Source organism: Ruthenibacterium lactatiformans, from assembly GCF_000949455.1.
Classification (GTDB): domain Bacteria; phylum Bacillota; class Clostridia; order Oscillospirales; family Ruminococcaceae; genus Ruthenibacterium; species Ruthenibacterium lactatiformans.
In genome coordinates, this window is record NZ_JXXK01000001.1 from 370,039 (window position 1) to 383,533 (window position 13,495).

Sequence of the window (13,495 nt, forward strand, 5' to 3'; positions counted from 1 at the left end):
TTACATTTTGTAAAAAACAAATTTTCCCACCCGGTGTCACAACAGCCGCTCATCACATAGAATGGAGTGTGCACGCGAAGGATCCTTCTCATCATATGGCACCGGGTATCGTGCGGGGAATGGCCCGCGCTCCCGAAGTTTAGGAGGCATATTATGCAGACCATCGATCTTGGAACCATTTCCATCGGCGGGGAAGATCTGGGGGCGCCCAAACGCCCGGAACCCACGCAGGCTCCCCGTTCCCCGTTCCCCACGCGGGAGGCATCGCGTCCCGCCGCCCCCGTCGCACCGCCCGCGCCAGTCATCCGCGAGCCCGCTGTACGTGAACCCGCCTGTTCTGCGCCGACTGCCCGCGAACCGGTTTCCCGGGAAACGCCCCGCACCCGCCCTACCGAAGAATACTGCGAAGAATGCGGCGCTTCCCGTCCCTGCAACGACGACATCTATTTCGAAAAATGCGAGGACCACAAGGTCTGTCACATTGGAGACACCGTCATGGAGGGACAGGGCCGCATTCTGGACCTTACCATGTGCCTGAAGAATGTTTGTCCCGGCAAGCGCGTGGCTGTCGGCATCGCACTGAGCGAGCTGGACCCCCGCGGCAACGAATATCCCCGCGGCATGAAAACCTTCACCGTACCCGCCCACCATCACAGCTACTGCGCGGATATTCCCGTGGAAGCCATGCGTTTTATCCTTCCGGAGGATATCAGCGTGAGCGGAACGTCCGATTCCTGCGGCAACCGCCGCCATTTCACCGCCAGGGTCGTTGCGCATTACATTGATTTCAACTCCGCTACCGCGGGGCTGTAAGCGCGCATTCACCCATCATGATAAAGGAGCTATATTATGTGCAACTCGAAATGTTATGACACGATCTCGATCATCGTCAGCCTTGTGCTTGGTGTCATCTTTGCGATCCTCGTTTTCTGCTTTCCCTCCCTGTTTTTCCTGGGTATCCTGTTCGGGTTCCTGCTCAGCATCGCCGCGCTGTTCCTTCTGACGATCACCGCGTCCAGTCTGCTGCGCCAGGATAAACGTCTGAACGACTGTATCTGCGCCACCGGAAAAAGGCTGTTGATCCCGGCTCTGCTGCTGCTTGCAGCCGCAATGATCGCCTTTATCTTCCTCACGCTCTGCATCGCCACATTTATAACTTATCCCATCCTTACGTTCATCCTCTACACGCTGATCACGTATACTTTCTTCAGCCTGTACTGCTTCCTCGCCTGCCTCATCGAAGCGGGCTGCCACCACTGCGGCTGCGAGGAATAACATCCGTTTTCAAACGCAAAACAGGCCGCGCCCTTCCGGGCGCGGCCTGTCCGCATTTTTATATCGGGGACGCCTGCCGTGTCATTCCGTCTTTTTGCGCCGTGTCCGTTTTTTTTCCACAGGAGCCGCCGCGCCGCTTTCCGGTCTTGGCAGCATGGGCCGCAGATACTGACCCGTATACGAGGCCTCGCACAGCGCCACCTCCTCCGGCGTGCCTTGCGCTACGATCATGCCGCCCGCATTGCCGCCCTCCGGCCCAAGGTCGATGATGTGGTCCGCCCGTTTGATGACGTCCAGGTTATGCTCGATGATGATGACAGTGTTGCCCGCCTCCACCAACCGGTCGATGACCTTTACCAGTTTATGCACATCATCCACATGCAGGCCTGTGGTAGGCTCGTCCATAATATAGACAGTCTTGCCCGTGCCGGGCTTGGCCAGTTCCAGCGCCAGCTTCACCCGCTGCGCTTCACCGCCGGAAAGCGTCGTTGCGCTCTGGCCCATCTGGATGTAGCCCAGGCCTACATCCACAAGCGTCTTGATCTTACGGTGGATCTTGGGGATGTTTTCGAAAAAGGTGCAGGCCTCCTCCACTGTCATGTTCAGAACATCGGTGATGGTCTTCCCCTTATACTTTACCTCAAGCGTTTCGCGGTTGTAGCGCGCGCCCTTGCACACCTCGCAGGGCACATAGATGTCCGGCAGAAAGTGCATGGCGATCTGGATAATGCCGTCGCCCTCGCAGGCCTCGCAGCGGCCGCCCTTGACATTGAAGCTGAAGCGGCCCGGCCCGTAGCCGCGCATCTTCGCCTCCTGCGTCTGTGAAAACACCGTGCGGATATCCGTGAATACACCTGTGTAGGTGGCCGGGTTCGAGCGCGGTGTGCGCCCGATGGGCGACTGGTCAATGCCGATGACCTTATCCACATATTCAAGGCCAAGCATGTCTTTGTGCGCGCCCGGCTTGATGCGCGCGCCGTTCAGGTCCGCCGCCAGGCGTTTGTACAGAATTTCGTTGATCAGCGACGATTTTCCGCTGCCCGAGATACCCGTGATGCATGTCATTACGCCCAGCGGTATTTTTACGTCCACATCCCGCAGATTGTTCTGCGTGGCGCCTTTGATCTCGATGAAATGGCCGTTGCCCTCGCGGCGGTGTTCCGGCACCTCGATTTTTTTCGGCCGGAGAGATACTTCCCCGTAATGCTGCGTGGCGCCTTGCAGATATCCTCCACCGTACCTTCCGCCACCAGCTCGCCGCCGTGTATGCCCGCGCCCGGGCCGATGTCCACGATCCAGTCCGCCTCACGCATGGTCTCTTCGTCGTGCTCCACCACGATGAGCGTATTGCCCAGGTCGCGCAGGCGCTTGAGCGTAGCGATGAGCTTTGAGTTGTCCCTCTGGTGCAGACCGATGCTCGGCTCGTCCAGCACATACAAAACACCCGTCAGCGCCGAACCGATCTGTGTAGCGAGGCGGATGCGCTGGCTTTCGCCGCCGGACAGCGTGGCCGCGTTGCGCGCCAGCGTCAGGTAGTCCAAGCCCACGTTCTGCAAAAAGCCCAGCCGCTCGCGGATCTCTTTTAAAATCCCATCCGCGATCATATGCTCCCGCTCGGTGAGCTGAAGGCCGTTGATGAAATCCAGCTCCTCGCGTACGCTCATCTGTGTAAATTTACTGATGTTGACGCCGCCCACCGTAACAGCCAGGCTGGTCGGCTTCAGGCGGTCTCCGTGGCAGTCCGGGCATTCCACACCCGTCATCACGCCTTGTATCTCCTCTTTCATCCACTCGGAATTTGTTTCGCGGAAGCGGCGCTCCAGATTGTTGATGATGCCTTCAAACTCGGTGCTGTATGTCCCGGTGCCCCGGTCCGTCTCGCGGGTCATCTCCAGCTTTTCGCCGCCGGTACCGTACAAAAGCGCATGCACGCCTTCAGGCGGCATGTCCTTGATTTTGGTGTCCAGCGTAAAACCGTATTTTTTGCCCAGGCCCTTGTAGTACATCTCGCTCACAGAACCGTCCGCATAATACCAGCCGCTTGCCTTGATCGCGCCCTCGCGGATGGAAAGGCTGCGGTTCGGAATAACGAGCGCCGGGTCCACCTTCATAAAGGTACCGAGGCCCGTGCATGTCTCGCACGCGCCGAAGGGATTGTTGAACGAGAACATGCGCGGCGCAAGCTCGTCGATGGAAATGCCGTGCTCCGGGCAGGCATAGCTCTGGCTGAACAGCATCTCATCGCCTCCGATGACGTCGATGCCCACAAGGCCGCCCGTCAAACCGATGGCCGTCTCGATGGAATCCGCCAGGCGGCTGCGCACCTCATCATTGACGACGAGGCGGTCCACCACGATCTCCACCGTGTGCTTCTTGTTCTTTTCAAGGGCGATCTCCTCGTCCAGCTCATACATATTGCCATCCACGCGCACACGGGCAAAGCCGGAACGGCGCGCGGCCTCGAACTCCTTCTGCTGGGTGCCCTTGCGCCCGCGCACAACGGGGGCCAGCACCTGGAACCGCGTGCCCTCGGGCAGGCGCAGCACCTCGTCCACCATCTGGTCCACCGTCTGCTGGCTGATGACGCGGCCGCACACCGGGCAGTGCGGAATCCCGATACGCGCATACATCAGGCGCAGGTAATCGTAGATTTCCGTCACCGTGCCCACTGTGGAGCGCGGGTTGCGGGAGGTCGTTTTCTGGTCGATGGATATGGCCGGCGACAGGCCCTGTATCTCGTCCACATCAGGCTTCTCCATCTGGCCCAAAAACTGGCGGGCATAGCTGGACAGGCTTTCCATGTACCGGCGCTGTCCGTCTGCGTAGATGGTATCAAACGCCAGCGAAGATTTGCCGCTGCCCGAAAGGCCCGTCATGACGATGAGTTTGTCGCGGGGGATGGTCACGTCCACGTTTTTGAGGTTGTGCTCCCGCGCGCCTTTTATCACGATTTTGTCTGTACTCAAAGCTTGGTTTTCCTTTCCGCCTGCTTGCGCAGCTTTTCAATGCGGTCGCGCAGAAACGCCGCGTGTTCAAATTCCAGTATTTTAGCCGCTTCCCGCATCTCCCGCGTCAGCTGATTGATCTTCTGCTCGATCTCAGCGCGGCTCATGCGTTTGGCGGGCTTGTCCGCACTGTCGTCTTTGGAGGATATCTCCAGCACGCCCATACCGCTGATTTCCTTGACGATGGTCTTGGGTGTGATGCCGTTGGCGGCGTTGTAGGCCTCCTGGATGCCGCGGCGGCGCTCAGTCTCCATAATAGCACGCTCCATTGAGGGCGTGATGGAATCCGCATACATGATAACGACGCCGTCCGCATTGCGCGCGGCACGTCCAATGGTCTGCACGAGGCTCGTTTCACTGCGCAGAAAGCCTTCTTTGTCCGCGTCCAGGATGGCGACAAGGGATACCTCGGGCAGATCCAGCCCTTCGCGCAGCAGGTTGATGCCCACGATCACATCAATGGTGCCCTTGCGCAGATCACGCATCAGCTCCACACGCTCGAAGGTATCCACCTCGTGATGCATATATTTTACCTTAACGCCATGGTCGGAGAGATAATCCGTCAGGTCCTCGGCCATCTTCTTCGTCAGCGTTGTGACCAGCACGCGCTCGCCCCGGCCACTGCGGGTGTTGATCTCGCCCAGCAGGTCCTCGATCTGCCCTTCCACAGGCTTGACGATGACACGCGGGTCCAGCAGGCCCGTGGGGCGGATGACCTGTTCCACGATCTGTGTGGACTGTGCGCGTTCAAAATCGCCGGGCGTGGCCGAAACGAACACCGTTTGGTTCAGCTTCGACTCAAACTCCTCGAATTTGAGCGGGCGGTTGTCAAATGCCGACGGCAGGCGGAAGCCGAAGTCCACAAGGCTTTTTTTGCGGGCGTAATCGCCGCCGTACATGGCGCGCAGCTGGGGCAGCATCACATGGCTCTCGTCCACAAACAACAGGAAATCCTCGGGGAAATAATCCAGCAATGTTGTCGGCGTGGAACCGGGCGCACGGCCCGACAAAACAGCGGAGTAGTTCTCGATGCCCTTGCAGGTGCCCACTTCGGTAAGCATCTCAATGTCGTAATTGGTGCGCTGGGCAATGCGCTGGGCCTCCAGCAGCTTCCCCTCCCCGGTGAAAGCCTTCACCTGCCGGTCCAGCTCGTCGCGGATATTTGCAAGGCCCGCGCGCATTTTATCACCTGAAACGATGTAATGGCTGGCCGGGAAAATGGCAATATGCCGAATCACCGCGTGGCGCTCGCCCGTCAGCGCGTTCACTTCGCTGATGCGGTCGACCTCGTCGCCGAAAAATTCGATACGGATGGCCACATCGTTCATATAGGCGAGGTTGATCTCAACAATGTCGCCCCGCACGCGGAATTTGTTTCGCACGAAGTTGAGGTCGTTGCGCTCGTACTGCAGCGCCACCAGGCGGTGCATCAGCTCATCGCGGCTCATGTGCATGCCCTGCCGCACGCTGATGACCATGCTGCGGTAATCAATGGGGTCGCCCAAAGAGTAAATACACGACACGCTGGCCACGATGATAACGTCGCGCCGTTCCGACAGCGCGGCTGTGGCCGAATGGCGCAGACGGTCGATCTCCTCATTGATGGCGCTGTCCTTCTCAATATAGGTGTCAGTGCTTGGTATATACGCCTCCGGCTGGTAGTAATCGTAGTAGCTTACGAAATACTCCACCGCGTTGTCCGGAAAAAACTCCTTGAACTCTGTACAAAGCTGCGCAGCCAGCGTTTTGTTGTGCGCCAGCACCAGCGTGGGGCGGTTGAGGTTCGCAATGACGTTTGCCATCGTAAACGTTTTGCCGCTGCCTGTCACACCCAGGAGTGTCTGACATTTATCGCCCTTCAGCAGCCCGTCCGTCAGCTGTGCGATGGCCTCAGGCTGGTCGCCCGTGGGCTTGTAAGGCGCCTTGAGAATAAATCTGTCCTTGTGTTCTTCTTCCATTTCCATCCCTCAAAATACAATGCAGCCGCGGGTAAAACGTCATTCTCCAGAGAATCTTCCCAGAGGTTCTATTATACCAATTTTGGTAGAAAACTGCAATCTTATACCCTCCTATTTTCCCTCGTACGCCATCCGCTCTTTTGGTTATTTTGCCCCGCACGTGCAGGTCATACCCGTCCGGCGCCCTGCCTTTCGAAACGCCGGAGCATGCTTGCGCGGACGTGCTATCCGCCCAACAGCCGCCCAACCAGCCGCGCGCCGTTCGCCACCAGAGCACAGGACGCAAGACCGGCGGCGGTGGGAAGCGCAAACGCGGCTGCCGTCCACTTCCAGCTCTGCGATTCCTTGCGAATGGTGAGACATGTTGTCGAACACGGCCAGTGCATCAGCGAAAACAGCATCGTGCACACCGCCGTCACCCATGTCCAGCCGTTCTGTACCAACAGCGTATGCAGCGCCGAAAGATCGTTCATCTCCACCAGACTGCCTGTTGAAAGATACGCCATGATGATGATGGGCACGACGATCTCGTTGGCTGGGAAGCCCAGAATAAACGCCAGCAGGATTACGCCGTCCAGGCCGAAAAAACGGGCCGCCGGGTCCAAAAACGCCGCGCTGCGCGTCAGGAGCGTTTGGCCGTCCAGCGTGAGATTCGCCATGACCCATATAAGCATGCCCGCGGGCGCGGCCACCATTGCCGCGCGGCCCAGAACAAACAGCGTGCGGTCGAAAATGGAACGCACGATCACCTTACCTATCTGCGGCCTGCGGTAGGGCGGCAGCTCCAGTGTAAATGAGGACGGCACACCTTTGAGCACCGTGCCGGACAACAGCCGTGATGCAAGAAAAGTGGCCCCCACGCCCAGCAGCACCAGCCCCGTGAGCAGCGCCGCCGAAGCCAGCGAAGCGCCGAATCCGCCGGAGGCGCCCACAAAAAACATCGTCAGGATCGCGATCAGCGTGGGGAACCGACCGTTGCAGGGCACAAAATTGTTGGTGAGCATAGCAATGAGCCGTTCCCGCGGGGAATCAATGATGCGGCAGCCCACCACCCCTGCCGCGTTGCAGCCGAAGCCCATTGCCATGGTGAGAGCCTGCTTGCCGCAGGCCCGGCATTTTTTGAAGGTGCGATCCAGGTTGAATGCCACCCGCGGCAGATATCCCAGATCCTCCAGCAGCGTAAACAGAGGAAAAAAGATAGCCATGGGCGGAAGCATTACAGATACCACCCACGCCAGCACGCGGTATACGCCATCCACCAGCAGGCCTTTCACCCACACAGGCGCGCCGGCCCAAGCCATCGCTCCGCCCAGCCGGTCTCCCACCCAAAACAAACCGTCCGCCAAAAGCTGGGACGGCACGTTCGCGCCGGTGATCGTCAGCCAGAACACCCCCAGAAGCAGCAGGAGCATGAGCGGAAAACCCGTGCGGCGGCTCGTTAGAATCCGGTCCAGCTTCCGGTCACGCAGCTCCTGCGGCGTGGGCGTGTGGCGTACCGCACCGATGCACACGGTCTCCGCTGTGCGCACAAGACTGCGCACGACTTCATCGTGCAGCGCCTGCTGCGTGACGCCCCCTTCCGCAAGAAGACGCCTTGCCCGCGCCAGTATTTCCGCCACATCCGGATGCTGCGCAAGCGAAAAGCCCAGATACCGCACAATTCCGGCATTCAGCTCCGTATCTCCTTCCAAAAGGCGCAGCGTCAGCCACCGCGGAGCCGGGCCGCCTGTTCCCACGGCGTTGGCCACGGCGGGTGTCAGCAACGCCAGCGCAGCCTCCAAAGGCTGTGCGTAGCGCACCCGGCACACGCGCGCCGCGCATTCTCCCCGAATCACGCGCTCCACGGCATACATCAACTCCGGCAGGCCTTCGCCGCTGCGGGCTGCCGCCGGGACGACCGGTACGCCCAGCCTTTGCTCCAGCAGGGCCGCATCCACTTCCACGCCTTTGCGCCGCGCCTCGTCCATCAGGTTCACACACAGTACCACATTATCCGTAATTTCCATTGCCTGCAACGCCAAATTCAAATTGCGTTCCAGGCAGGAGGCGTCGCACACCACCACAACGGCGTTTGCACCGCCAAAGCAGATGAAATCCCGCGCCACCGCTTCCTCCGCGGAATGCGCCATCAGAGAATAGCAGCCCGGGATATCCACCAGCACGCAGCCCCAACCGCCCCTCTCGCAGTATCCCTGCGCGCTGGCCACCGTTTTGCCGGGCCAGTTGCCCGTGTGCTGGTTCATACCCGTCAACTCGTTGAACACCGTTGATTTGCCCACATTCGGATTGCCTGCCAGCGCGACGACGGAATCCGTCTCCCGCCGCTTGACGACGGCCAGCATGCCGTCCGCCGCGTGCGCGCCCGTGGAACGGTTTGTCAGTCCCATCCTCTCTCCCACCATCCCTTCAGCAGCCCGTGACCAGCACGCGTGCGGAGTCCTCGGCCCGCAGCGCGATAAGCGCGCCGCGGATGCGGTAGGCAACCGGGTCTCCTGCGGGGCTCTTTTGCACGCATTCCACCTCCGTGCCCTCGATCAGGCCGATGTCCTGCATACGGCGGCGCATGCCGCCCTCTGTCAGCAGCGCGGCCACCCGCGCGCGTTCGCCCTCCCGCAGCGCGGTGAGCGTTCCTTCCTGTGTCATATCCAGACGCCTCTTTTCATAAACATATACTGTAGCCGTTAGGCCGGGGAAACTTTGTTTCCCTGTTGACAATATATGGCATTTCTTCCGAAGGCGTTACAAGGGGGGCGTAGCATGGATACAGAACAGCTGTTTTATACGCAGAACGGGTATGACCGCGCGGACACCGGTCCGCTGACGACAGCCATGGAGGATTATCTTGAAATGATCTGCCGTCTGACGCGGTCCGGCGGCTATACGCGCATCTCCGCGCTGGCGCGTGAGCTGCATGTCCAGCCTTCGTCGGCCTCCAAAATGGCCGCGCTGCTACGTTCCGGAGGCTATCTGACCAACGAGCGGTACGGCTGCCTGCGCCTGACGGAAAAGGGCTCTCAGGCGGGCGCATACCTTTTATACCGGCACGACGTGCTCAACCGCCTGCTGCGCCGCATCAACGGCAGCGCGGATGAGCTGGAACAAACCGAACGCATCGAGCATTACATAGACGTGCGCACCGTGCGCAACATCGACGCTTTTCTGGACGGTCTGCCTGCGCGCTGACGGTCCGCCCCCTGCATGCCAAAACCGCGCCCCGGGCAGCAAACCCGGGGCGCGGTTCATTTTTATCCGAATACCGGAGCACAGGCGCTCAGTCCTGCACGCTCTGACGGATACTGTCCATATAATTACTCTGCACGAAGGAAAGAAATTCATTGTCCGCAAAGATCAGATGCTCCAAAAGCTGAATATTCACCAGCCGGAGCGCACGGTAGATCTCCCTTGTGACAGCCATATCACTGCTGGAAGGCAGTGTGATGCCGCGCGGATGGTTGTGAGCCAGCATCACGCCCGTCGCCCCGCATTTGAGTGCTTCGGAGACCACTTTCGCCACGGAAACCGCCGTGGCGTTGGCGCTGCCCTCGGAGATGAGCACGCAGCGCAGCAGCACGCGGCGGTCATCCACAGCCGCCATATAAAAAGCTTCCTGCGTGCGGGCGAAGAATTTCGGCATGAAAAATGCGCTGGCTTCTTCTACGCTTGTAAGCGGCACTTTGTGGGACGTCTTGTTCTCCAGATAATATGCGCACATCTGCGGGATAAATTTGAGCACGACGGCGCTGGAATGCCCCACGCCGGGCACACGCTCCAGTTCTTCGATGGGCGCGTCCAACACAGCCGAAAGGCTGCCGAACCGGTCGATCAGCGCATGCGCCAACGGATTCGTATCGCCCCGGGGGCGCGCAAGAAAGAGTAAAAACTCCATGGCGTTATGCTCCTCAAACCCGGCCAGTCCCTCCCGCAGGAAACGCTCGTATACACGCCGGCGGTGGTCGTCATGTACGCCCAAAGCAGTTCCTCCTTTACGAACGGTTGAGATTATTATATACTAAAAGGACGAATTTTGAAAGCACGGGAGGAAAAGGCGCATGAAAAGTTTCACAGCCGGAAAAAACGAGGACGGAGCACGGCTCTCGCGGTTTGTCGAAAACGTCACCTCCGGCATGCCGAAATCGCTGCTCTACAAAGCGTTCCGCAACAAACGCATCAAGGTCAACGGCAAAAAAGGCGCGCCGGACACGCGCCTTTGTCCGGGCGACTTGGTGGAGCTTTACATCAACGATGAATTTTTTTCCGCAGCGCCGCCCACGGCCAGGCCCCTTCCCTATAAAAAACGCCCACCGCTGCGCATGGTGTACGAGGACGAAAACATCGCCGCGCTCTACAAGCCCGCCCATCTGCTGTGCCATTCCGACCGCACGGGTGACGTGAGCCTTGTGGAGCTGTTCACCGACTATCTGGCGCAAAAAGGTGAATACGACGCCGCGGCGGAAGCCGCCTTTTCTCCCGCGCTGTGCAATCGCATCGACCGCGGCACCGAGGGCCTCGTTCTGGCCGCCAAAAACCACGCCGCGCTGCGGGATATGAACGAGCTCATCCGGCGCGACCTCCTTCAAAAGGAATATTACTGCATCACCGCAGGCGTGCCGCCCAAGGGCCGCCACACAGCTTATCTGCGTCACTTTGAAAAAAACAATAAGGTGGACGTGCGTGCCGAAACCGCGCCGGGTTACAAAGAGATCATTACCGACGTCGCCATATTGCAGACAAAAGGGCCGTGTGCGCTGTGCCGCATCGGGCTCGTGACAGGGCGCACGCACCAGATCCGCGCACACCTCGCTTTTTTGGGCGCACCCATTCTGGGCGACGTCAAATACGGCAACCGCAGGATGAACGACCGCTGCGGCTTTAAAACCCAGGCGCTGTGCGCGGCCAGCGTGACGTTCCGCGACATTCCTGCGGAAAATACGCTCTCTTACCTTGCCGGGCGAACCATCGCACTGGAGGAGCCTGAGATCATAAAAATCTTTGCAGCGCTGTGAGCCTCATTGCGCGCCCCGGCTTTCGCCCGTTCCTTCCCCGCAGAGAAAAGCCCGGCCCCGTGTTCAGCGGGGCCGGGCTTTTCTCTGCTTTTCCACCGGACAGACCGGATACTTATTCTTTCGGCGCTTCTTCGGCAGAAGGCGTTTCGCTCTGCACAGAGGCAGGCTCCTGCACAGCCGGTTCCTTCACGTGCACAGAAACCCTGCGGCGCGGTGCGGAGCTTTTTTCGTCCTCCGCCTTTTCGGCGTCTGCGCGGGGCGCGTCGTCCTTGTCCAAGGGCGGCAGTGTGCCGCCTTCCATCAGTATGCGGAATTCCTCACCGGAAAGCTTCTCACGCTCCATCAGCGCTTTGGCCACGGTGTGCAGCTTATCGATGTGCTCGCTGAGCATCACACGCGCCGCCTCATAGGCCTCGTCCAGCATCTCGCGGATCTCGGCGTCTATCTCAGAAGCAACTGTTTCGGAATAACCGCGGCCTGCACTCAGGTCTCGGCCCAGGAACGTCTCGCTCGGCTCGTTCCCATATACGACGGGTCCCAGCCGCTCTGAAAAGCCATAACGCATCACCATGCTGCGCGCAATGGCCGTGGCGCGCTCCAAATCGTTGGACGCGCCTGTGGAGATATCGTCCAGAACCAGCTTCTCGGCCACGCGTCCGCCCAGCAGCGTAACGATATTGTCTTCCATCTGCTTTTTGGTAACGTAGTTCTTATCCTCTTCAGGCAGGCTCATGGTATAGCCGCCCGCCGCACCGCGGGGAATAATGGAAATTTCATGCACGGGGTCTGCCGTCTCGCAGTAATAATGCGTGATGGCATGCCCTGCTTCGTGGTAGGATGTCAGGCGCTTTTCCCGCTCGGTAACGACGCGGCTCTTTTTTTCGGGGCCGGCCACCACCTTGATGCTGGCTTCCTCGATGTCCTGCTCCGTGATGGCTTTGCGCCCGCGCTTCGCTGCAAGCAGCGCCGCCTCGTTGACAAGGTTCTCCAGGTCTGCGCCTGTGAACCCGGCTGTTGATTTCGCAATGGTTTTGAGCACCACATCCGGCGCGAGCGGCTTGTTGCGCGTGTGCACCTTGAGGATCTCCTCACGGCCTTTAATGTCAGGCAGGCCCACATATACCTGGCGGTCAAACCGGCCCGGGCGCAGCAGCGCCTTATCCAGGATATCCGCGCGGTTTGTGGCCGCGATAACGATAACGCCCTCGTTTGCACCGAAGCCGTCCATCTCCACCAGCAGCTGGTTCAGCGTCTGCTCACGCTCGTCGTGTCCGCCGCCCAACCCTGCGCCGCGCTGGCGGCCCACTGCGTCGATCTCATCAATGAACACGATACAGGGCGCAGTCTTTTTCGCCTTATCGAAAAGGTCACGCACACGGGACGCGCCCACGCCCACATACATCTCCACAAAGTCAGAGCCGGAGATGGAATAGAACGGCACGCCCGCCTCGCCCGCACAGGCGCGGGCCAGAAGTGTTTTACCAGTGCCCGGAGGGCCCACCAGCAGCACGCCGTGCGGGATGCGCGCGCCCAGCGTGTTGAATTTCGTCTGATTTTTGAGGAACTCGACAATCTCCTGCAGCTCTTCTTTTTCCTCGTCTGCACCGGCCACGTCCTTAAATGTGGCCTTACGGCCCTGCTCGGCCTGGTCCTTTACCTTGGCCCGGCCTACATTCATCGCGCCGCCCCCGCCGGACTGCTTGTACATGAAATAGTAGAAGCCTGCCATCAGCAGAACGGAGATCAGCAGCATCGGCAGCATCGTCAGCCAGACCGGCGTTTCCGTGGCGGGCAGCAGGTCCATCTTCAGTTCCGCACCGCCATTCTTTTCGGCATAGATCTCGCGGTAGCGCTGCAAATTATCCTTGTCCAGCAGTTCGCCCGCATACGGCAGCGTATAGGTGAGCACAGCCTGTTTTGCCGTGTCCGAAGCGGCGCCCGATGACGAACCGCCCCACAGGCCGCCCAGAGCGCCCGTTTGCTGGCCGCCGAGAGTCATGCCCGGCTGCTGCTCCAGCAGCTCCTGCGTGGCCTCCTCCGTCAGCGTAAGCTGCATGGCCCCGTTTTTCATATTGAGCACGAACTCGGACACTTTGCCCTGTTCAAAATAATCAATGACCTCTGAATATTTCATCGTCTGGGTATCGCCGCCTGTGCTGAACAGGATGAACGCCATGATGATGAGGCCCAGCAGGGCGATGATCATCAGCCCGCTTGTGCTTTTCCGGTTTTTATTCAAATCAGTTTCACTCCT

General features: G+C 59.6%; 9 protein-coding genes and 1 pseudogene. 4 read left to right on the forward strand and 6 right to left on the reverse strand.

Annotated features, from left to right (window positions below; genetic code table 11):
- The first annotated feature begins 153 nt into the window (after positions 1-153).
- Together TQ39_RS01815 and TQ39_RS01820 are read left to right on the forward strand one after the other, a co-directional pair.
- On the forward strand, positions 154-813 hold the full coding sequence (locus TQ39_RS01815) for a hypothetical protein (protein WP_050004333.1): 660 nt from the start codon (positions 154-156) through the stop codon (positions 811-813).
- A gap of 36 nt (positions 814-849) precedes the next feature.
- Positions 850-1,275: a hypothetical protein gene (locus tag TQ39_RS01820; protein WP_050004334.1), complete on the forward strand. Its 426-nt coding sequence runs from the start codon at positions 850-852 to the stop codon at positions 1,273-1,275.
- A gap of 81 nt (positions 1,276-1,356) precedes the next feature.
- Here the strand turns inward: TQ39_RS01820 and uvrA are convergent.
- The 4 genes and pseudogenes from uvrA to TQ39_RS01840 all read right to left on the reverse strand — a co-directional run bounded on the left by uvrA (position 1,357) and on the right by TQ39_RS01840 (position 8,881).
- Positions 1,357-4,241 (reverse strand): annotated as a pseudogene (gene uvrA, locus TQ39_RS01825) (excinuclease ABC subunit UvrA).
- Complete coding sequence (uvrB, locus tag TQ39_RS01830) at positions 4,238-6,238, reverse strand: excinuclease ABC subunit UvrB (RefSeq protein ID WP_050004335.1); 2,001 nt, start codon at positions 6,236-6,238, stop codon at positions 4,238-4,240. The pseudogene uvrA and the gene uvrB overlap by 4 nt, the downstream one beginning before the upstream one ends.
- A gap of 224 nt (positions 6,239-6,462) precedes the next feature.
- Positions 6,463-8,625: a ferrous iron transport protein B gene (feoB, locus tag TQ39_RS01835; RefSeq protein ID WP_050004336.1), complete on the reverse strand. Its 2,163-nt coding sequence runs from the start codon at positions 8,623-8,625 to the stop codon at positions 6,463-6,465.
- Positions 8,626-8,644: 19 nt separating this feature from the next.
- Positions 8,645-8,881: a FeoA family protein gene (locus TQ39_RS01840; RefSeq protein ID WP_050004337.1), complete on the reverse strand. Its 237-nt coding sequence runs from the start codon at positions 8,879-8,881 to the stop codon at positions 8,645-8,647.
- 114 nt (positions 8,882-8,995) lie between these two features.
- Here TQ39_RS01840 and TQ39_RS01845 point away from each other — a divergent pair, with 114 nt between their 5' ends.
- Positions 8,996-9,421 (forward strand): metal-dependent transcriptional regulator, encoded by a 426-nt coding sequence (locus tag TQ39_RS01845; protein WP_050004338.1) that lies wholly within the window; start codon positions 8,996-8,998, stop codon positions 9,419-9,421.
- Between the two features lie 88 nt (positions 9,422-9,509).
- Here TQ39_RS01845 and TQ39_RS01850 read toward each other — a convergent pair whose 3' ends face one another.
- Complete coding sequence (locus tag TQ39_RS01850) at positions 9,510-10,208, reverse strand: JAB domain-containing protein (RefSeq protein WP_050004339.1); 699 nt, start codon at positions 10,206-10,208, stop codon at positions 9,510-9,512.
- 79 nt (positions 10,209-10,287) lie between these two features.
- On the opposite strand from TQ39_RS01850, the gene TQ39_RS01855 reads away from it, so the two are divergent.
- Positions 10,288-11,241, forward strand: coding sequence for an RluA family pseudouridine synthase (locus tag TQ39_RS01855; protein WP_050004340.1), 954 nt, complete (start codon positions 10,288-10,290; stop codon positions 11,239-11,241).
- Between the two features lie 112 nt (positions 11,242-11,353).
- Here the strand turns inward: TQ39_RS01855 and ftsH are convergent, their stop codons facing one another.
- A complete protein-coding gene (gene ftsH / locus TQ39_RS01860; protein ID WP_069955673.1) occupies positions 11,354-13,480 on the reverse strand; it encodes an ATP-dependent zinc metalloprotease FtsH in 2,127 nt (708 codons plus the stop codon).
- Positions 13,481-13,495: the final 15 nt, after the last annotated feature.